This is a genomic window from Paractinoplanes maris (genome assembly GCF_023544465.1).
GTDB lineage: Bacteria > Actinomycetota > Actinomycetes > Mycobacteriales > Micromonosporaceae > Actinoplanes > Actinoplanes maris.
The window spans coordinates 166,173-185,261 of record NZ_JALPVL010000008.1; the positions used below are offsets into that span (position 1 = coordinate 166,173).

Sequence of the window (19,089 nt, forward strand, 5' to 3'; positions counted from 1 at the left end):
CGTCGGCCGGGATTCTTCCGTCCGGTAATAGTGATCACACCTCGCCGAATCGCGCTGATGGGCTTGACTGCTCGGGGTCCTGTGCTGCGAAAACGATCAGTGACGGGACGCACGTGTGGTTTCGGCCGGATTCAGTTGTGACCGGCGGCCGGGCGGACAAGGCTGGACGCCGTACGTGTCAGAAAGCGAGTGGAAGGCGTCTCATGCCCCTGCGTCCCTCAGCACGGGCTTGGACGGTCTGGGCCGTCGGCCTCGCCGCGTACATCATCGCAGTGCTGCATCGCACCTCGCTCGGCGTGGCCGGGCTGGACGCGCAGCACCGCTTCGGCATCGGCGCCGGGGCGCTCGCCTCGTTCGCCGTGCTGCAGCTTCTCGTGTACGCCGGACTCCAGGTGCCGGTCGGGCTGTTGCTCGACCGATTCGGGTCACTGCGACTGGTGGTCAGCGGCGGTGTGCTGATGGCGGCCGGTCAGGCGATCATGGCAACGACCGATCACGTGGGCGGTGCCGTGCTGGCCCGCATCCTGGTCGGCGCGGGCGACGCGATGACCTTCATCAGCGTGTTGCGCCTGGTGCCGCAGTGGTTCCCGGCCCGGCGGGTGCCCGTGCTGACCCAGGTGACCGGCATCGTCGGGCAGGCCGGGCAGGTGCTGTCGGCCGTGCCGCTGGCGATCCTGCTGGCCGGCCCGGGCTGGAGCACGGCGTTCTTCGCGGCCGCGGGGGCCGGGGTCTTCGTGTCGATCGCCGCCTTCGCCGCGCTGCACGACAGCCCGGACAAGCGGATCAGCAACGGTGCCTCGATGACCATGCGGCAGCTCGGGGACAACCTGGGCAGCGCCTGGCGGCACCCGGGCACCCGGCTGGGGCTGTGGACGCACTTCACCACCCAGTTCATGGGCACGGTGTTCGCCCTGATGTGGGGGTTCCCGTTCCTGGTGGCCGGGCAGGGCCTGCCCCGTGAGACGGCGAGCGCCCTGCTCACCCTCTTCGTGCTGGTCGGCATGGCCGCCGGGCCGCTGATCGGGGTCCTCGTGCAGCGGCACCCGCTGCGCCGCTCCTGGCTGGTGCTGGGCGTGGTCGCGGTGAACGCCTCGGGCTGGGGTCTGGTGCTGGCCTGGCCGGGCCGGGCCCCCCTGCCGGTCCTGGTGCTGCTGATCGTGGCGCTGGGTCTGGGCGGCCCGGGTTCGATGATCGGTTTCGACTACGCCCGGACGTTCAACCCGGCCAGCCGCCTGGGCACCGCTACCGGAGTGGTCAACGTCGGCGGCTTCGTCGCGTCGCTGCTCTCGATCGAATTGATCGGCCTGATTCTCGACGCGCGCACCGGTGGCGGCACGAACTATGACATCGCCGACTTCAAAGTGGCCATGTCGGTGCAATACGTCTTCCTCGTGATCGGCGTCGCCGGGATCCTGCGAACCCGCAGGCTGGCCCGGCGGCGGATGGCCGAGGAAGGTATCGTGATCCGCCCGCTTCGCGAAGTGTGGGCAGAACGACGGGGTTTAGCAATCAGCCGTACGGAGAAGGCCAAGGCTTTCACGGGACGGAAGTAGACCCGCCAGCAGTGATCCGGCCGCCTGGAGCCGGACGTCAGTAAGGGCAGAGGAGGACATGACCGAGCACGCACCGGACCGTCTCTGGTCCGGCATCGACATCCCCAAGACCATCGCCGGAACACTCGCCGCGGTCTCCGCCGCGGTCGTGGGTTCCTTCCTCGGCGTCGCAGGAACGCTGATCGGCGCAGCCGTGGCCAGCCTCATCGGGTCGGTCGGCACCGAGCTCTACACCCGCTTCATCAACCGCGGGAGCAAGAAGATCGTGTCGACGTTCGTGACCGCCCCGGCCGCCATCGGTACGCCGACGGTCGTGGCCGCCGAGGAGGAACTTCCCTCCGAGGAGCCGGTCGTCGAGCAGAAGCCGGCGCGCAAAGACGTGCGGTGGGGGCGGGCCGCCGCCATGGCCGGCGCGTTGTTCGTGCTGGCGATGGGCTCGCTCACGGCATTCGAGCTGCTCACCGGCAAGAGTGTGCCGGCCGCGGTCGGGCACACGACCAGTTCCACCACGACGATCGGATCCGCCTTCAGCGGCGACAACGGCACCGACGAAAAGGCGACGCCGACGCCGTCGGAGTCCGCTGCCACCGATTCCACCGAGGCACCCGCGGACGGTGAGCCGTCCGGCACGCCGACCACCGGGCCCACGGAGGACCCGGCCGCGACTCCGGCTCCGACGACCGAGCCGGTCGACCCCCAGCAGACCGGTGACACCGGTTCGGGCACCGAGCCCACGGACCAGCCCACCGACGGGGCGGACCAGCAGGACGGCACGACGCAGGACGGCACGACCCAGGACGGCACCACTCAGGACGGCACGACTCAGGACGGCATCACGCAGGACGGCATCACGCAGGACGGCACGAACCAGCAGAGCGGAGAGTGACGATGGATGCCAAGGGCGTATTGACCGAGGCCTTCGGGCGCCTCCCCGACCTGGTGGAGACGGCCGTGCGGGGACTCACCCCGGAGCAGCTGCGGTGGCAGCCGGGCGAGGGCTCCAACTCGATCGGCTGGCTGGTCTGGCACCTCACCCGGGTGCAGGACGACCACGTCGCCGAGGTGATGGGGACCGAGCAGGTCTACGCCACCGGTGACTGGGCGGCCCGCTTCGGGCTCAAGGACCCGTCCGAGACCGGGTACGGCCACGACGCGTCCCAGATCACCGCGGTCGCGCCGGAGAGCGCGCAGGTGCTGCTCGACTACTACCGGGCGGTGCACGACCGCACGGCCGGTTACCTGGCCGGTCTCACCGAGGCCGACCTCGACCGGGTGGTCGACGACAACTGGGATCCGCCGGTCACCCTCGGGGTCCGGCTGATCAGCGTCTATGACGACGACGCCCAGCATGCGGGGCAGGCCGCCTACGTGCGCGGGCTGCTGTAGGACGAACGAGAGAGCGGGCGGGGAGATCCCCGCCCGCTTTTCTGTGTCAGGCCGACGACGGCTCGGTCAACGGAAGCCGTACGAGGAACTTGGTGTCACCCGGCTGGGACTCCAGCCGGATGTCGCCCCCGTGCCCGTTCACGATGATCCGGTAGGAGATGTCGAGGCCCAGACCCGTGCCCTCACCCACCGGCTTGGTGGTGAAGAAGGGCTCGAAGACCCGCTTCTTGAGATCCTCGGGCACGCCCGGCCCGGTGTCGCCGACCGCCACCACCACGTGGTCGTCCTCGCGGTACGTCTTGATCGTCAGCGTGCCGGCACCGCTCATCGCCTGTACCGCGTTGTCGATCAGGTTGGTCCACACCTGGTTGAGCTCGGCCGGGTGAGCCGGCACCTGCGGCAGCGACCGGTCGTAGTCCTTGACGACGGTGACCCCGTTGCCGATCTTGTGGGTGAGCATCACCAGCGTGCTGTCGAGGCCGGTGTGCACGTCGATCCACTGGTGCGCCGCCCGGTCCATCTGTGAATACTGCTTGGCCGCCGAGACCAGCGACGACACCCGGCTGGTGGCGTCCTCGATGTCGGTCATCAGCTGCTCGGTCTCGAGCGCGTAGCCGATCCAGTGAATGGCCTGGTCGAGCAGAGCCTGGGTGCCGACCCGCTCCTCGATCAGCGTGAGGCACTCGATGTCGATGCCGCCCTGGGCGAAGACGGGAGACAGGTCCCACCCGCCGGTGACGTTGCGCTCGTCCATCCAGTCGCCGAGCTCGTCCTCGCGGTCGGCGGTCTCCATCACCGTCAGCGGCTTGGCCTTGGCCGCCCGCTCGATGACGTCCTCCTGCAGCTCGACCAGCGCCACCAGGCGCTCGGGGTCGACCTTGCCCGCGGCCAGCATGGCCAGCTTGTGCCGCATGCCGGCGACCCGCTGGCGCAGCGCGCTGGTGGCCCGCCCGGCCGCCGCGGCCGGGTTGTTGAGCTCGTGCATCAGGCCCGCCGAGAGCGCGCCGAGCGCGGTGAGGCGCTGGCGCTCGCTGACCGCGGCCTGGGTGCTGCGCATGCCCAGGGTGAGGCCCTCGAGCAGGTGGATCGCCATCGGGAACCACTCGCGCATCATGTGCCCGAAGTCGGACGCGCTCATCACGAAGAAGTCGGCGTCGTCGAGCGCGCGCATGCTCGCCATGTACCGCCGCTCGAGGCCGTCGTCGCGCAGGTAGGACTGGGTCGCGCCCATGTAGACCCCGCGTTGCTCGGTGCGGGTCGTCTCGACCTCGTCCTGACCGATCTTGCGGGTGAGCGCGATCGTGCCGCTGAGCAGGATGAAGAACTGGTCGGCGGGATCACCCTCGCGGATCACCACGCCGCCGGCCGGCATGTGCATGGTGCAGCCGTGGGCCGAGATCCAGGCCAGCTGGTCGGCGGTCAGCTTCTCGAAGAGGAACAGGGTGCGCAGGTCGTCGGGGGTGAGCGCGCCGGGATCGCAGGGGACGAGCCGGACCTCGTCGGTGGTGTCAGCCATGGGTTACTGAGCCTCCAGGTAGCGGTGGACCAGCGTGACGGCCATCGCGCCCTCGCCGACCGCCGAGGCCACCCGTTTGACCGAGTTGGCCCGGACGTCGCCGGCGGCAAAGATGCCGGGAACACTGCACTCCAAGTAGAACGGATCCCGCTCCCGATCCCATCCCTTCGGACGGGTGCCATTTGAGAGCAGGTCGGGCCCGGTGTAGACGAAGCCCTTCTCGTCCCGGGCGACCGACTGGCCCAGCCAGTCGGTGCGCGGCTCGGCACCGATGAAGACGAAGAGGTAACCGCACTCGACGGTGGTGCTCACGCCTTCCTTGCTGTCGCAGATCGTGATCGCCTGGAGGTGGCCGTCGCCCTGGGCGCTGAGCACCTCGCAGCGGGTGCGCACCCGGATGTTGTCGATCTTGTTGAGCTGCTGGATCAGGTAGTACGACATCGACGCCTCGAGCGAGTCGCCCCGCACCAGCAGGGTCACCGTCCGGGCGTACCGGGAGAAGAACAGCGCCGCCTGCCCGGCCGAGTTGGCCCCGCCGACGATGTAGACGTCGGTGCCGGCGCAGGAGGGGCCCTCGGTCGAAGCCGAGCCGTAGTAGACGCCCGAGCCGGTCAGCTCGGCCACGCCGTCGGCGATCAGCGGCCGGTAGGAGACGCCGGTGGCCAGCACGATCGAGTGGGCCGAGACCTCGCCGCCGTCGGCGAAGGTCAGCGTGCGGGCCGAGCCGTCCTGGCGCAGACCGGTGACGTCGCGGGTGTTGAGCACCTCGGCCGAGAACTTGCCGGCCTGGCGGCGGGCCCGGTCGGTGAGCTGGGCGCCGGAGATGCCGTCGGGGAAGCCCAGGTAGTTCTCGATGCGCGAGCTCTGACCGGCCTGGCCGCCGACCGCGCGCCGCTCGACCAGCAGCGTCCGGAGCCCCTCGGAGGCGCCGTAGACGGCCGCCCCCAGCCCGGCCGGGCCGCCGCCGACGATGATCAGGTCGTAGAAATCGCGCCCCGGGGCGGTGGAGAGGCCGACCGCCTCGGCCACCTCGGTGCTGCTGGGCTGGGCCATCGCCCGGCCGTCGGCCGTCACCACCAGCGGGATCGACTCGGGGCCGACCCCCGCCGCCTCGAGCAGGCGGCGGCCCTCGGGCTCGTCGGCGCCCAGCCATTTGTAGGGCACCAGGTTGCGGGCCAGGAAGTCGCGGATCTCGTACGACGGCTCGCTCCACCGGTGGCCGACGACCCGGATGTCCTCGGTCTCGCGGTCGCCGGTGGCCAGCCACGCGTCGAGCAGCGCGTCGAGCACCGGATAGAGCTTCTCCTCCGGCGGGTCCCACGGCTTGAGCAGGTAGTGGTCGACGTCGACGACGTTGATCGCCTGGATGGCGGCGTCGGTGTCGGCGTACGCCGTCAGCAGCGCGCGCCGCGCGTTGGGGAACAGGTCCATCGCCTGCTCCAGGAACTCGATGCCGTTGACCTGGGGCATCCGGTAGTCGGCGAGGATGACGGCGACCCGGCCGCCGCGCAGCTTGAGCTCCCGGAGCGCCTCCAGGGCCTCGGCGGCGGAGGAGGCGCGAACGATGCGGTACTGGTCGCCGTAGCGACGGCGCAGGTCACGGGCGATCGCCCGGGAGACAGCGGGGTCGTCGTCGACGGTCAGGATCGCGGGGTGGCCCATGGCAGGTACCTCAGCTATCGACAGTTGGCGTGGCGAGGAGATCGGCGAACTCGGGGTGGCGGTCCAGATATCCGATGACGAAGGGGCAACTCGGCACGACCGGGGTGGCCCGGCTGCGGGCGTCCTCGAGCGCGGCGGTGGCCAGCCGGCTGGCCAGGCCGCGGCCCGAGAAGGACTGCTCGATGTCGGTGTGCATCAGCTCGATCTGGCCGCCGTGGCGGCGATAGTGCAGCACGCCGGCCACCTCGCCGCCGAGCAGCAGCTCGTAGCGCTGCCGCTCGAAGCTGTCGACGACCACGGCGTCGCCCGAGTCGGGCACGCCGACCTGGGCGCTGCCCTCGACGCGCAGCTTGCGGCGGGCCCGCTCGTAGAAGCTGGTGTTGCCCAGCCGGATCACCTGCGCGGCGGCCGGGACAGGCTGGATGCAGAGCCGGTCGTCGGGACCGGCGTAGCCCTCGATGATGCCGTCCACCTCGATGGCCAGCCGGCCGCTGGTGGGCAGGACGTCGAGGTCGAGCTGCTCCTGCAGGGCCAGCATGAGCGGGCGGTTGAACGACGAGTGCGCGGCCGAGGCGGTGACGATCAGACCCTCGACGTTGGGGGAGACGATCGGGCCGCCGGCCGAGAAGCTGTAGGCCGTCGAGCCGGTCGGCGTGGCCACGATGACCGCGTCGGCCGCGTAGTTGACGAAGTTCTTCTTCTCGACCGAGATGCCGATCGCGGCCAGCCCGTCGCCGGGCACCCGGACCATGGCGATGTCGTTGAACGCCGACACCTCCCGGCCGTCGGGCAGCGTCGTGCGGACCGCGGTGCGCGCCTCGATCGTGAACTTGTGCTCGTCGATCGCCGACAACGCGGCGGGCAGATCGGGCAGGTCGACCTCGGCCAGGAAGCCCAGCCGGCCCACGTTGACCCCGAGCACCGGCGTCTTGCGCCCCTCGACCAGCCGCATGGTGCGCAGCATGGTGCCGTCACCACCCAGGCTGACCAGCAGGCCGGCCCGCTCGACCATCTCCTCCGGGGTGACCGCGACCGCGTCGCAGTCGATGCGGTTGATCTCGTCGTGCAGGCCGAGCACGGTGACATCGCGGCGGTCGGCCCATTTCACGATCGCGTCGATCGCCGACCCGCAGTCGCGCCGGGGGTGCAGCACCAGGCCCACGACCTTGACCATGCCCATCCAGCGCCCCGCCCCTCGTCCGACTCGACATCACAGCCTTGCACGTCCGCCCCCCGATCGGCGAGGGCAGGCGACGGAGCACACGTGGTTCATTCGGGCAGGTTTCCTTCCGGTTTCTTGACAGCGTTGTCACACATAGACAGCCTCCGATTAATCCCCGTTTTTCCCGGCGCACTGAAAGGACCTCCGACATGCGCCTCCGTTGGTTGGCGATCGCTGCTGCAGCGGTCACCGTCGGCACCCTCAGTCCCCTTCCCGTCCAGGCCGCCGCCCCCGCGACCGACATCGACCCCGGCATGCTCAGCGCCATGCGCCGCGACCTCAAGCTGGACGACTCCCAGATCGCGACCCGGCTGCGCACCGAGGCCGCCGCCCCCGTGGTCGAGAAGCGCCTGAAGGCCAAGCTCGGCTCGGCCTTCGCCGGCGCCTGGATCCCCGAGGGATCCGAGCGACTGACGGTCGCGGTCACCGACGCTTCCGCCGCGGCTTCCGTACGGGCGGAGGGCGCCGACCCCCGTGTCGTGGCTCACAGCGGTGGCGATCTGGCGTCGACGCGTACGGCTCTGGACAAGCGCGCTTCCCGGGCGCGGGCTTCCGTGGTGCGCGGCTGGTATGTCGACACCCCGAACAACCGGGTCGTCGTGATGGCCGCCCCGGGGTCCGAGAAGTCGGCGCGGGAGTTCGCCGCGGGCGCCGGCGATGTCACGGTGGTCACCGCCGAGCAGCCGCGCACGATGTACGACACCCGCGGCGGCGACCAGTACGTGATCAACGGGAACACGCTGTGCTCGGTCGGCTTCTCGGTGGCCGGCGGCTTCGTCACCGCGGGGCACTGCGGTGGCACCGGCAGCCCGACGCTCGGCTACAACAACGTCGCCCAGGGCACCTTCGCCGGCTCGTCGTTCCCCGGCAACGACTACGCCTGGGTGCGGACCAACGGCAACTGGACCTCGCAGCCGTGGGTCAACAACTACTCGGGCGGCAACGTCACCGTGGCCGGCTCGCAGGACGCGGCGATCGGCAGCTCGATCTGCCGCTCCGGGCGCACCACCGGCTGGCGCTGCGGCACCCTGCTCGGCCGCAACGAGACGATCGTCTATTCGCAGGGCGCCGTCTCGGGCCTGTCCCGCAGCAACGCGTGCGCCGAGCCGGGTGACTCGGGCGGCTCGTGGATCTCGGGCAACCAGGCGCAGGGTGTGACCTCGGGCGGCAGCGGCAACTGCTCCAGCGGCGGCACGATGTGGTTCCAGCCGGTCAACGAGATCCTGTCGGTCTACGGCCTGTCGCTGACCACCACCGGCGGTGGCTCGGGCGGGTCGGCGGTGATCAGCAACCTGAACGGCAAGTGCCTCGACGTGCCCAACGGCAACTTCGCGGACGGCGTAAGGGTGCAGATGTGGAACTGCAACGGCACCCCCGCCCAGCAGTGGAACTTCGTGAACGGCACGCTGCAGACGTCGAACAACAAGTGCCTCGACGTGGCGTGGGGCTCGACGGCCAACGGCACCGTCATCCAGATCGCCGGCTGCAGCGGCAACCCGGCCCAGCAGTTCGTGCTCTCGGCGGCCGGTGACCTGGTCAACCCGCAGGCCAACAAGTGCGTGGACATCGACGCCTGGAACGCCAACGAGGGCGCCGTGCTGGTCCTCTGGGAGTGCACCGGCGGCGCCAACCAGAAGTGGCGCCGCGGCTGATCCGGCCCCTGAACCGGCGTGGTGCCGTCGCGGCAGCGGCACCACGCCTCAGGAACACTCGGGTCGGCGCTGTCACCCGAATGCCCGGCTGATCTCCTCCTCGGTCAGGGCGCCGCGGCGGAAGGTCGTGGTGCCGGTCTCCTGTAGTTCGCGGGCGGCGTCGCGCAGGGCTCCGTAGGCCGCCCAGGCCAGGGCGCCGCCGGTGGAGACGCGGCGGACGCCCAGGTCGGCCAGCTCGGGGACGGACGGCGCGCCGGGGATGGCGAGCACGTTGACCGGGCATGTCACCGCGGCGACCACGCGGCCGATGTCCTCCGGCGTGCGCAGGCCGGGGGCGTAGACGACGTCGGCGCCGGCCGCCCGGTAGGCGCGCAGGCGCTCGATCGTGTCGTCCAGGTCGTCGTACCCGTACAGATGGTTCTCGGCCCGGGCGGTCAGGACCACGCCGTGCCGGGCGCAGGCCTCGGCGGCCGCCGCGACCCGCTCGATGCCGGACTCCAGGGCCTCGATGCGGCCGGTGGCGGGGTCGTAGTCCTCGATCGAGAGGCCGGCCGCCCCCGCCTCGGCCAGCTGGTCGACCGTCTCGGCGATGCCCTCGGGGCTGTCGGCGAAGCAGCGCTCGGCGTCGACGGTGAGCGGGATCCCGACGGCGGCCGTCAGCTGAGCCACGTGGGCCACCAGCTCGTCCCGGGTGACCTGCTGGTCGCGTTTGCCCAGGCCGGCCGCGAAGCCGGACGACGTGGTGGCCAGCGCCTGGAAGCCGAGCGACTCGAGCAGCCGGGCCGAGCCGGTGTCCCACGGGTTCGGCAGCAGGAAGGTGCCGCTCTCGTGCAGCGCGCGGAAGCGTTCTCTCATGGGCAAAAGCGTAACGCATGGGTTACGCTTCCGGGGTGGACGATGTCGCGGCGGCGATCGCCGACCCGGTCCGCCGGGAGATCCTCGAGATGCTGCGTGATCGACCTCTGCCCGCCCGGCGCATCGCCGAGCGGTTCCCGATCAGCCGGCCGGCCGTCAGCCGCCACCTGCGCGTCCTGCGCGAGTGCGGGCTGGTCCACGACACCCCGGACGGGCGCGAGCGCGTCTATCGGCTCGACCCGTCACCCCTGACCGGCATCAAGCACTGGCTCGCCGGTTTCCCGGACACCGCCGAGGCGTGGAACCGGCGCCTCGACGCCCTGGAGACCGAGGTCTATCGCACCCGCCGGGACCGCCGCGCCCCGGCCACCGACCGACAGGAGACGGCATGACGAACGCACCGACCGGACGGCTCGACGGCAACGACCTCGTGCTGACCCGCACCTTCAACGCCGGCCCGGACGACGTCTGGGCGAGCGTCACCGAGTCGAGCCGCACCGCGCGGTGGTTCGGGCCGTGGACCGGCGAGGCGGGGCCCGGGCGCACGATCAAGGTCCAGATGGCGTACGAGGAAGGAAGCCCCTGGATGGAGGCGCGGATCGACGCCTGTGAGCCGCCGAGCCGTCTGCTCCTCACCACCGTCGACGAGGCCGGATCCTGGCACCTGGAGCTGCTGCTGACCGCGGCCGGCGGCGGGACCGAGCTCCGCCTCGTGCACCACCTGACGACCACGGACGGGCTGGGCGAGGTCGGCCCTGGCTGGGAGTATTACCTGGACAACCTGGTCGCCGCCCGCGACGGCGAGCCGCTGCCCGCCTTCACCGACTACTACCCGTCGATGAAGGCATACTTCGAGGCGCTGACACCGTGACCGGACGCGCCGCCTAGGATGGCGGGCATGACCGATGAGACCACGGCTGACCAGGTTCGGCAGCACCTGAAGGACCTCGACGAGGAACTGGCCGAGATGCGCCGCCTGGCCGGCGACGTCCGAGACCGCCGCGGCCAGGACGGCGCCAGCTCGATCGGCCTGCAGGAGCCCGAGGAGCTCGCCACCGAGCTGACCGGGCTCGCCGAGACCGAGGCGGTCATCGACACCCTCGAGCAGCGCCGCGAGACCCTCGAGGCCAAGCTCAAAGAGCTCAGCTGACGCGCACGGCGACGGCCAGAAACCGGTCGTCGTCGTCCTCGTAGACCGACAGTGCCCACCCGGCCGACGTCAGGAGCGGTTCGAGGTTGGCCTCGTTCAGGGGCTCGTCGGCGGTGAGGGTGCGGCCGTGCCGGGCGGCCAGGGCCGCTCGGCCGGTGGGATGGAAAAGCGCCAGGCGGCCGCCGGCCCGGGTGACCCGGGCCAGCTCGGCCAGGCCGGCGGCCGGGTCGGGCAGGTGGTGGACCAGGCCGGCGGCGAAGACGACCTCGGCCGCGGCGTCGGCCACCGGCAGGTGGCGGGCGTCGGCCTGCACCAGGGTCGCCCACCGGTCGCGACCCTTTGTGCGGGCCGTGGTCAGCATGTCGCGGGTGCAGTCGAGGCCGATCACGCGACCCGCCGGGCCGACCGCCGCGGCCAGGGCCGGCAGCGCCCGGCCGGTGCCGCAGCCGATGTCGAGAACGACATCGCCGGGCTCCGGGGCGACGGCGTCCACGGCTTTCGCGTACGCGGGAAGGTCCTCACCGAATTTGTCGTCCCAGCCCGCCGCCCGCGGGGCGAAGAAGGCCTGGCTCTCGGCCAGGTGCCAGCGGTCGGGGTCGGCCAGGCGCGGATGCAGCTCCCGGATCACCGGCCACTGCGGATCGTGGTTGTCGATCACCACCTGGGCCCGCCGCTCACCGGGACCGGCCGGGCCGCGGCCGCCGGACCGCAGATAGACGATCACCCGGTCGGCCGCGGGCTCGAGCACGTTCAGCGCCGAGTCGAGCGCCCCGCCGGACGAGCCGGTCAGGCCCAGGACGGCGTCGACGTTCCAGGCGCGGGCCGAAGGCGGGAAGGCCGCCGCCAGCCGCGCCGCGAAATGACCGGCCGCGCCGTGGTCGCCGCCGTCGACGATGACGGTGAGCGGCGCGCGGGGGGTGAGGATCTCGGCCAGGAACGCCGTGACCTCGGTGAGGCGCTGGGACACGCCTCCCAGCATGCCGCCGCCATGTGACGTCGGCAACGGTTTCGCATCTGCGAGTCCTATCGTGTTCTCACCGTCGCAGATGCGGCCCTAGGGTGACGCCTGTGACGACATACCGCATCGGCGAGGCGGCCGAGCTGCTCGGCGTGAGCGTCGACACGGTCCGGCGGTGGGTCGACGCGGGCCGGCTGCCGGCCGACCGGGACGACCACGGGCACCGGCACGTGGCCGGAGCCGCTCTGGCCGCCTTCGCCCGCTCGATGGCCGACGAGCCCGACCCCGGCACGGGCCGCTCGTCGGCCCGCAACCGGCTGCGGGGCATCGTCACCGCGATCACCCGGGACTCGGTGATGGCTCAGGTCGACATCCAGGCCGGCCCGTTCCGGGTGGTGTCGCTGATGAGCCGCGAGGCGGTCGACGAGATGGCGCTCGAAGTGGGTTCGACGGCGGTCGCCGTCATCAAGTCGACCACCGTGGTCGTGGAGCGGGGAGACGACAGATGAGAAAAGTGCTGACCGGTCTGGCTCTGGTCGCCGTGTTCGCGACGGCGGCCTGCGGCGGCGGCTCCGACGACAGCGCCAACAGCGCCCCGGCCGGCGGCGGCGCGCCGGGCAGCGCCGGGCCGGGAGCCTCCGGTCAGCTGGTCGTGCTGGCCGCGGCGTCGCTGACCGAGTCGTTCGACAAGATCAAGGAAGACTTCCAGGCGCAGAACCCCAACCTCCAGGTCACCATCTCGTACGGCGGCAGTTCCGGCCTGGCCCAGCAGATCACCGCGGGCGCCCCGGCTGACGTGTTCGCCGCGGCCAGCCCAGCCACCATGCAGGCGGTCGTCGACGCGGGCGAGGCCGCCGGCGAGCCGGCCGTCTTCGTCCGGAACCAGCTGGTCATCGCGACCGCCAAGGGCAACCCCGAGGGCATCCGGACCCTGGCCGATCTGACGAAACCGGATCTCAAGGTGGCGCTCTGCGCCGAGCAGGTGCCGTGCGGCTCGGCCGCCAGGAAGGCCATCGAGGCGGCCGGCGTCGACCTCGAGCCGGTGACGCTGGAGCAGGACGTCAAGGCGGCCCTGTCCAAGGTGAAACTGGGCGAGGTCGACGCGGCGCTGGTCTACCGCACGGACGCCAGGGCGGCCTCGGCCGACATCGACGGCGTCGAATTCCCCGAGTCGGCCGGGGCGATCAACGACTACCCGATCGTGACCCTGAAGAGCGCGCCCAACCCGGCCGCGGCCGCCGCGTTCGTGGCCTTCGTGCGGTCCGGGCCCGAGCTGAAGGTGCTCACCGACGCCGGGTTCCAGCTCTGAACCGTCCGAAGATCCCGCTCGCGCTGGCCATCCCGGCCGCGCTCGGCCTGGTGTTCCTGACGCTGCCCCTGGCCGGGCTGCTGATCCGGGCGCCCTGGTCGACGCTGCCGGAACGCCTCACCGAGCCCGGCATCCTCGCCGCGCTGCGACTGTCCCTGCTGACGGCGAGCCTGGCCACGGTCGTGTGCCTGATCCTGGGCGTACCCCTGGCCTGGGTCCTGGCCCGCCTGCACTTCCCCGGGCGCCGGCTGGTGCGGGCGCTGGTCACCGTGCCGCTGGTGCTGCCGCCGGTTGTCGGCGGGGTGGCGTTGCTGCTCGTCTTCGGCCGGCGCGGGCTGATCGGCGGCTGGCTCGACCAGACCTTCGGGGTGAGCCTGCCGTTCACCACGGCCGGGGTGGTCGTGGCCGAGGCCTTCGTGGCGATGCCGTTCCTGGTGATCGCCGTGGAGGGGGCGCTGCGCGGGTCGGACGCCCGGTACGAGGAGGCGGCGGCCACGCTCGGGGCCTCCCGCTGGACCGCGTTCCGCCGGGTCACGCTGCCGCTGATCGCGCCCGGCGTGGCGGCCGGGGCGGTGTTGTGCTGGGCCCGGGCGCTGGGCGAGTTCGGCGCGACGATCACCTTCGCGGGCAACTTCCCGGGGCGCACCCAGACCATGCCGCTCGCCGTCTATCTGGCGCTCGAGCAGGACCTGGACGCGGCCATCGTGCTCAGCCTCGTGCTGCTGGCCGTCTCGGTCGGGATCCTCGCCGCCCTGCGCGACAAATGGGTGGCGGCATGAGTCTGCGCGCGCGTCTTTCCGTACGCCGGGAAGGGTTCGGCCTCGACATCGCGCTGACCGCCGAGCCGGGGGAGGTGGTCGCGCTCCTGGGCCCCAACGGCGCGGGCAAGACCACGACGCTGCGCGCGCTGGCCGGCCTGCTGCGGCTCGACGACGGTCACATCACCCTGGACGGCGTACGCCTCGACCCGCTCGCCCCCGAGCAGCGCCGCATCGGCGTGGTCTTCCAGGACTACCTGCTCTTCCCGCACCTCAGCGCCCTGGACAACGTCGCCTTCGGACCGCGCTGCCGTCACGTCCCCAAGGCCGAGGCACGGCGCACCGCCCAGGAGTGGCTGACCCGGGTCGGTCTGGCCGATCACGTCCGCAAGAAGCCGCGGCAGCTGTCCGGCGGCCAGGCCCAGCGGGTGGCCCTGGCCCGCGCCCTGGCCACCGAACCCAGAATGCTGCTGCTCGACGAACCCCTGGCCGCGCTCGACGCCCGCACCCGGCTCGACACCCGGGCCCAGCTGCGCGGCCACCTGGCCGCTTTTCCTGGCGCGACGATCCTGGTGACGCACGACCCGCTGGACGCCCTGATGCTGGCCGACCGCCTGGTCATCATCGAGGACGGCCGGGTGGTGCAGACCGGCGACGCCGCCACGATCACCGCCCAGCCCCGCACCGACTACGTGGCCCGCCTGGTCGGCCTGAACCTCTACCGGGGCCGGGCCGAGGGTGCCACGGTCACCCTGCCCGACGGCTTCGCCCTGGTCACCGCGGGCGACGAGCAGGGCGAGGTCTTCGTGGCCTTCCCGCCGTCGGCGGTGGCCCTCTTTGCCACCCGCCCGGACGGCAGCCCCCGCAACAGCTGGCCCGCCACAGTGACCACAGTCTCCCGCCACGGCGACGCCCTGCGCATCGAACTGACCGGCCCCTTGCCGGTGGCCGCCGACGTCACCCCGGCCGCGGCGGTGCACCTCGGTCTGGAACCGGGGCGCGAGGTCTGGGCCACGGTCAAGGCCACCGAGGTACGCGCCTACCGCGCCTGAGGCCGCCACCCGATGCGCGCGCCCGATTGGCTTATCAGGCATCGCTTACTGGCGTCATACGGTGATCCCGTCGTCATCCGCGAATTCACATATTCTCCACCGTGCACCTACCGGCTCGCTACATTGCTGCTCGCTCCCAGCCAGGCGCTACCTGCTACTAGCTACCTAGCTGCTGGATGGTGGTCGCCTGGCCGGAAGCGTATTTGCCGCGCTCTGGAGCCCCTGATAAGCAGGCTTCCTGCGGTTCATAGGTAGCTACCCGCTATGTAGCTAGTTGAATGCTACTGTCAGCTTGCTAGCTGAAAGCTACCTCCTAGGAGACCCAAATAATGGCCGAGAGCCGAGACCCGGCAGTCCTCCGTCGCCGGTTGCGGATCGAGTTGCGGAAATCGCGAGACGAGACCGGGCAGTCGCAGAAGGAAGTTGCCGATGCGCTGGCCTGGTCGCCGTCCAAGCTGCTCCGCATCGAGAACGGCATGGTCGGCATCACGGTGACCGACCTACGGGCGCTCCTCGATCACTACGGCGTTCGCGATCGCCGGCGCGTGGAAGAACTGAGCAAGCTGGCTCAGCAGTCACGCAGGCTCACCACGGCGAACTACGGCCGGTCGGTTCCGTCGAGCACCATCAGCTTCTGGAATCTTCGGAGCTCGTCGATCCGAGTTCGTCAGTTCGAAACTCTTTTGATCCCGGGTCTGCTGCAGACCGAGGAGTACGCCCGCGAGGTGATCACCGCCTACTCGACGCCGAGCCTGTCGGACAACGACGTCGACGAGCGCGTCCAGGCTCGTCTGGACCAGCAGAACCTTCTCGATCGCGAGGATCGCCCCGAGCTCTACTTCATGATCGACGAGGCTGCGGTCCGCCGGTGGGTCGGTGGACCGGAAGTCATGCGCAAGCAACTCGAGAAGCTGAAGACAGTCGCCGACCAACCACGGATGACCCTCCAGTTCGTGCCCTTCAACGCCGGCGTCCATGGCGGCATCCTCGGCCCTTTCCAGATTCTGGAATTCCGCGAGGGTGAGGACTACGTCCTCTATCTCGACGACCCGGCGGGTGGGGTGGCCTCCCGGGATGTCGGAGCCGAGACGGAGCGCTACCTCACGCTCTTCTTTGATCTCGAGGCGATTGCCACCAAGCCCCGCGAGGCCTCCACGTACCTGGACGAGGTCTTGAAGGGATTCGATCTGAACCAGAACGGAACCAGCACGGAGACGACCACTACCTAAGTATCAGCTGCGGGAACCGACACCCGCTTCTTCACCTCGACGGAGGTGGCTCGATGAGAGCGACGCGCACGCATCGCCTAACTGCCGTGTGGTGCATGCGTGCGCGTCGGCTCGGCGAAAGGCGGATGGCATGACCGCCCGTCAGCCGGCAGAGCAGGAGCCGCCCAAGTCGGAGACCTTCGCCTTCTTGCAATGGGTCCTCAGCACCTGGCCGCGCTCCATCCGCGCCATTCTTCTCATCTCCGCACCCATCGTCGGAGTTCTGATCTTCGTTGGCATCGCGGTGACGGTGATCTTCTATCTCAAGGTGGATCCCCAGCGCTGGGCTGCCGCCCTGGGGCTCGGAGTTGTCACGGCCGGCGTCGCCAAGGCGGTCGTCTCGGTGCGCGCCTGGGTCAGTCGGCGGCAGGTGTCATCTTCTCCGGAGAGCGCGCCATCGGGCACGGAGGACATCACTGCTTCCGAAGGCGACGCCGGTGCTGCCGGCGAGCGCCAGGGCGACGATGATCTGCGTCAGTAGTGCCGCTTCGGAATCCCGGCCGAGGAGCGAGCCGACTGCCTTGCCGGCACCCACGGCGAGAATTCCGGTCAAAAAAGCTCCTAGAGCCAGTGCGGGCCAACTCAGCGTGCTTCGCGAAGTCTCGGCTTCTCGCCGTTCGACCACGATGCAACACCTCCACGGGTCCGTGATCTGGCTTCCTCCAGGGCGCTGCGCCGTCCGTCGGTGAGTTCGTTGAGCCTAATGGCTACTGAACAGTAGGAAACAGGATTGCCGCCAATCCGACGACGCGTCGTCGCAAGGCTGACAGGGGGCCTGAGACTTCGAGCCTAGTGGATCGACCATTGACTATCTACACTGTCGGGTGGAGCGATGATCACTGTCAGTGATTCAGTGACTCGTCTTGCGACAGCCGAACGGAGGCGTCGGTGGCGGCGGCTCGCGTTGTCCGCCTGTTGTGCCGCGCCTCGATCAAGGAGGCGAACGTGACGGATCCCGACCAGATCAAACCTCGCTGGCGCACCAGCACCCGCAGTGGGGGTGGGGATTGCGTCGAGGTGGCCTTCGTCGACGACACCGTGTGGGTCCGGGATTCCAAGGACGCCGGCGGCCCCGTGTTGACCTTCAGCCGGGACGAATGGCGCGCCTTCCTCGACGACCTTCCCGCGCGGCCGAGACCTGAGTGAGAACGGCGGGCGGGGGCAGCACGGCCTGTAGTGGTTCGTCACTTCCATATGCACCGATTCCTTGACCGGGTCAGATACCCAGCTTGAGTTCTGGCCGCCTCAGGAACTGGGCGAGACAGGTGCCTCCTGAGATCAGTTACCTATCGCCGATCGGCGTGAGGTTCTCTGCAGACCGAGAGCGACACGCGCCGTCGCTCGCGTCTACCTCTCGGGTGGCTTCAGCCCGCAGACGATAAAGCTGAGCTGGTCACGACCTCGACCGTCCCGGTCGACAGTCGGGTATTCGGAACTCCGGCACCACAGGCGCGTACCGGCCGGCCTCCGTCGGTCGAACCCATCTCGATGCTGTGTATCGGATCGGCTCATCTGAGCCGACTGTGAAGCGCTGGGCGACGAGATCGCGCGGCGCGGTCGGGCCACTATCGTGATGGCGTGAGTACCCGGGATGTGCCGGCGCGGATCGGTGACCTGCCGCCGATCGGGCGGCCGGCCAACAGCGCCTTGCTCGCCGCCGGTATCACGACGTTGGCGCAGGTGGCGGCTCGCAGCCGGAGCGAACTGCTGGGCATGCACGGGGTCGGGCCGAAGGCGGTCGGCATCCTGGCCACCGCGCTGGCGGAGCGCGGCCTGGGCCTCGCCGACAAGCAGCGGTAGGTCACGCCCGGCCGCGTCGGCGTTCTCCTCGCCGCGGAGGCTTTCGGGGCGGGCCGATCACATCAGCTGAGCGCCTGAGCCGGAGACCAGGGCCAGGCGCAGGCGGGTTTCGTCGTCGGTGTCGGCGGCGGCGGTGAGGATGACTATTTTGAGCTCGGCGTCGCCGTCGGTCAGGACGTCGCAGTCGACGGCTATCGGGCCCACCGTGGGGTGGTCGACGATCTTGTGGTCCTCGCGGTGGGAGCCGACGCCGCCCGCGGCCCACAGCTCGGCGAAGCGGCGGTTGCCCTCGGTCAGGTCGCGGACCAGCTTGGTCAGGCGGCGGTGGCCCGGGAAGCGGCCGGTCGCCCGGCGCAGGTCGGAGACGATGGCCGCCTCGGTCACCTCGCGCGCGAACGACGTCACCGGCCACTGTGAGAGTCGCGGTGTGTGGCCCTCGGCCGGGAAGCTGTCGCGGGCGAAGTTGCGCAGCGGGGGCGGCACGGCCGACGGGTCGCCGAGCAGGGCCGCCCACCCACGGTTCCACGAGATCAGCTGCCAGTCGGCGGCGAAGACGGCCACCGCGGCGGTGTCGCCGAGCCGGGTCAGCATGCGCTGCAGGCCGGGCGGCACGTGGTCGGAGATGTCGGCCGGCGGGACGTGCCCGGCCAGGCGGTAGAGGTGGTCCCGCTCGGCCGTGGTGAGCTGCAGTGCCCGGGCCAGCGCGGCCACGACCTGGGCCGACGGCGACGCGAAACGTCCCTGCTCCAGGCGTACGACGTAGTCGACCGAGATGCCGGCCAGGTCGGCCAGCTCCTCCCGGCGCAGACCGGCGGCCCGGCGTGCGTGGGCGCTGGGCAGGCCCACGGCGGCCGGGGTCAGACGGTCCCGCCAGGTGCGCAGGGCAGCTCCGAGTTCGGTGGTCATGGTGCCGATTGTTGCTCGCCCGGAGCCGATGAGGGTGGTAAG

Annotated in this window: 21 protein-coding genes; 14 read left to right on the forward strand and 7 right to left on the reverse strand. The window is 70.6% G+C overall.

All coding sequences use genetic code 11. The features are described from left to right. Positions 1–203: 203 nt before the first annotated feature. Positions 204–1,553: an MFS transporter gene (locus NAG42_RS23695; RefSeq protein WP_250033172.1), complete on the forward strand. Its 1,350-nt coding sequence runs from the start codon at positions 204–206 to the stop codon at positions 1,551–1,553. A gap of 37 nt (positions 1,554–1,590) precedes the next feature. Here the strand turns inward: NAG42_RS23695 and NAG42_RS45375 are convergent, their stop codons facing one another. Next, positions 1,591–2,460, reverse strand: a complete 870-nt coding sequence (locus tag NAG42_RS45375) for a pentapeptide repeat-containing protein (RefSeq protein WP_369077113.1) — start codon at positions 2,458–2,460, stop codon at positions 1,591–1,593. Here NAG42_RS45375 and NAG42_RS23705 point away from each other — a divergent pair. After that, positions 2,442–2,939, forward strand: a complete 498-nt coding sequence (locus NAG42_RS23705) for a mycothiol transferase (RefSeq protein ID WP_250033174.1) — start codon at positions 2,442–2,444, stop codon at positions 2,937–2,939. The genes NAG42_RS45375 and NAG42_RS23705 overlap by 19 nt on opposite strands. Before the next feature lie 46 nt (positions 2,940–2,985). Here the strand turns inward: NAG42_RS23705 and NAG42_RS23710 are convergent, their stop codons facing one another. The 3 genes from NAG42_RS23710 to NAG42_RS23720 are packed head-to-tail and all read right to left on the reverse strand — an operon-like array spanning position 2,986 to position 7,297. Then, entirely contained in the window at positions 2,986–4,455 is a 1,470-nt protein-coding gene (locus NAG42_RS23710) for an ATP-binding protein (protein WP_250033175.1), read from the reverse strand. 3 nt (positions 4,456–4,458) lie between these two features. Further along, positions 4,459–6,117 (reverse strand): NAD(P)/FAD-dependent oxidoreductase, encoded by a 1,659-nt coding sequence (locus NAG42_RS23715; protein WP_250033176.1) that lies wholly within the window; start codon positions 6,115–6,117, stop codon positions 4,459–4,461. A 10-nt stretch (positions 6,118–6,127) separates the two neighbouring features. Continuing rightward, positions 6,128–7,297, reverse strand: coding sequence for an NAD(+)/NADH kinase (locus NAG42_RS23720; RefSeq protein WP_250033177.1), 1,170 nt, complete (start codon positions 7,295–7,297; stop codon positions 6,128–6,130). A gap of 191 nt (positions 7,298–7,488) precedes the next feature. On the opposite strand from NAG42_RS23720, the gene NAG42_RS23725 reads away from it, so the two are divergent. Next, positions 7,489–8,991: a ricin-type beta-trefoil lectin domain protein gene (locus tag NAG42_RS23725; RefSeq protein ID WP_250033178.1), complete on the forward strand. Its 1,503-nt coding sequence runs from the start codon at positions 7,489–7,491 to the stop codon at positions 8,989–8,991. A 72-nt stretch (positions 8,992–9,063) separates the two neighbouring features. Here NAG42_RS23725 and NAG42_RS23730 read toward each other — a convergent pair whose 3' ends face one another. Continuing rightward, entirely contained in the window at positions 9,064–9,846 is a 783-nt protein-coding gene (locus NAG42_RS23730) for an isocitrate lyase/PEP mutase family protein (RefSeq protein WP_250033179.1), read from the reverse strand. Positions 9,847–9,881: 35 nt separating this feature from the next. On the opposite strand from NAG42_RS23730, the gene NAG42_RS23735 reads away from it, so the two are divergent. Genes NAG42_RS23735 through NAG42_RS23745 form a run of 3 tightly spaced genes read left to right on the forward strand, consistent with a single transcriptional unit; the run spans position 9,882 to position 10,996 of the window. Further along, positions 9,882–10,238, forward strand: coding sequence for an ArsR/SmtB family transcription factor (locus tag NAG42_RS23735; protein WP_250033180.1), 357 nt, complete (start codon positions 9,882–9,884; stop codon positions 10,236–10,238). Then, a complete protein-coding gene (locus tag NAG42_RS23740) occupies positions 10,235–10,717 on the forward strand; it encodes an SRPBCC family protein (protein WP_250033181.1) in 483 nt (160 codons plus the stop codon). Before NAG42_RS23735 ends, NAG42_RS23740 begins: the two co-directional genes overlap by 4 nt. Before the next feature lie 27 nt (positions 10,718–10,744). Next, positions 10,745–10,996: a hypothetical protein gene (locus tag NAG42_RS23745; RefSeq protein ID WP_250033182.1), complete on the forward strand. Its 252-nt coding sequence runs from the start codon at positions 10,745–10,747 to the stop codon at positions 10,994–10,996. Here NAG42_RS23745 and NAG42_RS23750 read toward each other — a convergent pair. Beyond that, positions 10,989–11,963, reverse strand: coding sequence for a class I SAM-dependent methyltransferase (locus NAG42_RS23750; RefSeq protein ID WP_250033183.1), 975 nt, complete (start codon positions 11,961–11,963; stop codon positions 10,989–10,991). The genes NAG42_RS23745 and NAG42_RS23750 overlap by 8 nt on opposite strands. Before the next feature lie 101 nt (positions 11,964–12,064). Here NAG42_RS23750 and NAG42_RS23755 point away from each other — a divergent pair, with 101 nt between their 5' ends. The 8 genes from NAG42_RS23755 to NAG42_RS23790 all read left to right on the forward strand — a co-directional run bounded on the left by NAG42_RS23755 (position 12,065) and on the right by NAG42_RS23790 (position 18,141). After that, the gene (locus NAG42_RS23755; protein WP_250033184.1) at positions 12,065–12,463 is read left to right on the forward strand and encodes a TOBE domain-containing protein; all 399 of its coding nucleotides are present in this window, start codon (positions 12,065–12,067) and stop codon (positions 12,461–12,463) included. After that, positions 12,460–13,263 carry a molybdate ABC transporter substrate-binding protein gene (gene modA, locus NAG42_RS23760; RefSeq protein ID WP_250033185.1) on the forward strand — a complete coding sequence of 268 codons (804 nt, stop codon included), beginning with the start codon at positions 12,460–12,462 and terminating at the stop codon, positions 13,261–13,263. The genes NAG42_RS23755 and modA overlap by 4 nt, the downstream gene beginning before the upstream one ends. After that, a complete protein-coding gene (locus NAG42_RS23765) occupies positions 13,260–14,042 on the forward strand; it encodes an ABC transporter permease (RefSeq protein WP_250033486.1) in 783 nt (260 codons plus the stop codon). The genes modA and NAG42_RS23765 overlap by 4 nt, the downstream gene beginning before the upstream one ends. Further along, positions 14,039–15,073 carry an ABC transporter ATP-binding protein gene (locus tag NAG42_RS23770; RefSeq protein ID WP_250033186.1) on the forward strand — a complete coding sequence of 345 codons (1,035 nt, stop codon included), beginning with the start codon at positions 14,039–14,041 and terminating at the stop codon, positions 15,071–15,073. The genes NAG42_RS23765 and NAG42_RS23770 overlap by 4 nt, the downstream gene beginning before the upstream one ends. A gap of 368 nt (positions 15,074–15,441) precedes the next feature. Then, positions 15,442–16,302, forward strand: coding sequence for a helix-turn-helix domain-containing protein (locus tag NAG42_RS23775; RefSeq protein WP_250033187.1), 861 nt, complete (start codon positions 15,442–15,444; stop codon positions 16,300–16,302). 130 nt (positions 16,303–16,432) lie between these two features. After that, a complete protein-coding gene (locus NAG42_RS23780) occupies positions 16,433–16,822 on the forward strand; it encodes a hypothetical protein (protein ID WP_250033188.1) in 390 nt (129 codons plus the stop codon). 464 nt (positions 16,823–17,286) lie between these two features. After that, positions 17,287–17,487 (forward strand): DUF397 domain-containing protein, encoded by a 201-nt coding sequence (locus tag NAG42_RS23785; RefSeq protein ID WP_250033189.1) that lies wholly within the window; start codon positions 17,287–17,289, stop codon positions 17,485–17,487. A 432-nt stretch (positions 17,488–17,919) separates the two neighbouring features. Further along, entirely contained in the window at positions 17,920–18,141 is a 222-nt protein-coding gene (locus NAG42_RS23790) for a helix-hairpin-helix domain-containing protein (RefSeq protein WP_250033190.1), read from the forward strand. A gap of 57 nt (positions 18,142–18,198) precedes the next feature. Here the strand turns inward: NAG42_RS23790 and NAG42_RS23795 are convergent, their stop codons facing one another. Further along, complete coding sequence (locus NAG42_RS23795; RefSeq protein WP_250033191.1) at positions 18,199–19,047, reverse strand: helix-turn-helix domain-containing protein; 849 nt, start codon at positions 19,045–19,047, stop codon at positions 18,199–18,201. Between the last annotated feature and the right edge of the window lie 42 nt (positions 19,048–19,089).

What these genes read in the sequence shown, in the direction of transcription:
- NAG42_RS23730 (WP_250033179.1), bottom strand. Translation starts at nt 9,846, where the DNA reads ATGAGAGAACGCTTCCGCGCGCTGCACGAGAGCGGCACCTTCCTGCTG.
- NAG42_RS23795 (WP_250033191.1), bottom strand. Translation starts at nt 19,047, where the DNA reads ATGACCACCGAACTCGGAGCTGCCCTGCGCACCTGGCGGGACCGTCTG.
- NAG42_RS23695 (WP_250033172.1), top strand. Translation starts at nt 204, where the DNA reads ATGCCCCTGCGTCCCTCAGCACGGGCTTGGACGGTCTGGGCCGTCGGC.
- NAG42_RS23770 (WP_250033186.1), top strand. Translation starts at nt 14,039, where the DNA reads ATGAGTCTGCGCGCGCGTCTTTCCGTACGCCGGGAAGGGTTCGGCCTC.
- NAG42_RS23745 (WP_250033182.1), top strand. Translation starts at nt 10,745, where the DNA reads ATGACCGATGAGACCACGGCTGACCAGGTTCGGCAGCACCTGAAGGAC.
- NAG42_RS23715 (WP_250033176.1), bottom strand. Translation starts at nt 6,117, where the DNA reads ATGGGCCACCCCGCGATCCTGACCGTCGACGACGACCCCGCTGTCTCC.
- NAG42_RS23710 (WP_250033175.1), bottom strand. Translation starts at nt 4,455, where the DNA reads ATGGCTGACACCACCGACGAGGTCCGGCTCGTCCCCTGCGATCCCGGC.
- NAG42_RS23720 (WP_250033177.1), bottom strand. Translation starts at nt 7,297, where the DNA reads ATGGGCATGGTCAAGGTCGTGGGCCTGGTGCTGCACCCCCGGCGCGAC.
- NAG42_RS23740 (WP_250033181.1), top strand. Translation starts at nt 10,235, where the DNA reads ATGACGAACGCACCGACCGGACGGCTCGACGGCAACGACCTCGTGCTG.
- NAG42_RS23705 (WP_250033174.1), top strand. Translation starts at nt 2,442, where the DNA reads ATGGATGCCAAGGGCGTATTGACCGAGGCCTTCGGGCGCCTCCCCGAC.
- modA (WP_250033185.1), top strand. Translation starts at nt 12,460, where the DNA reads ATGAGAAAAGTGCTGACCGGTCTGGCTCTGGTCGCCGTGTTCGCGACG.
- NAG42_RS23780 (WP_250033188.1), top strand. Translation starts at nt 16,433, where the DNA reads ATGACCGCCCGTCAGCCGGCAGAGCAGGAGCCGCCCAAGTCGGAGACC.
- NAG42_RS23725 (WP_250033178.1), top strand. Translation starts at nt 7,489, where the DNA reads ATGCGCCTCCGTTGGTTGGCGATCGCTGCTGCAGCGGTCACCGTCGGC.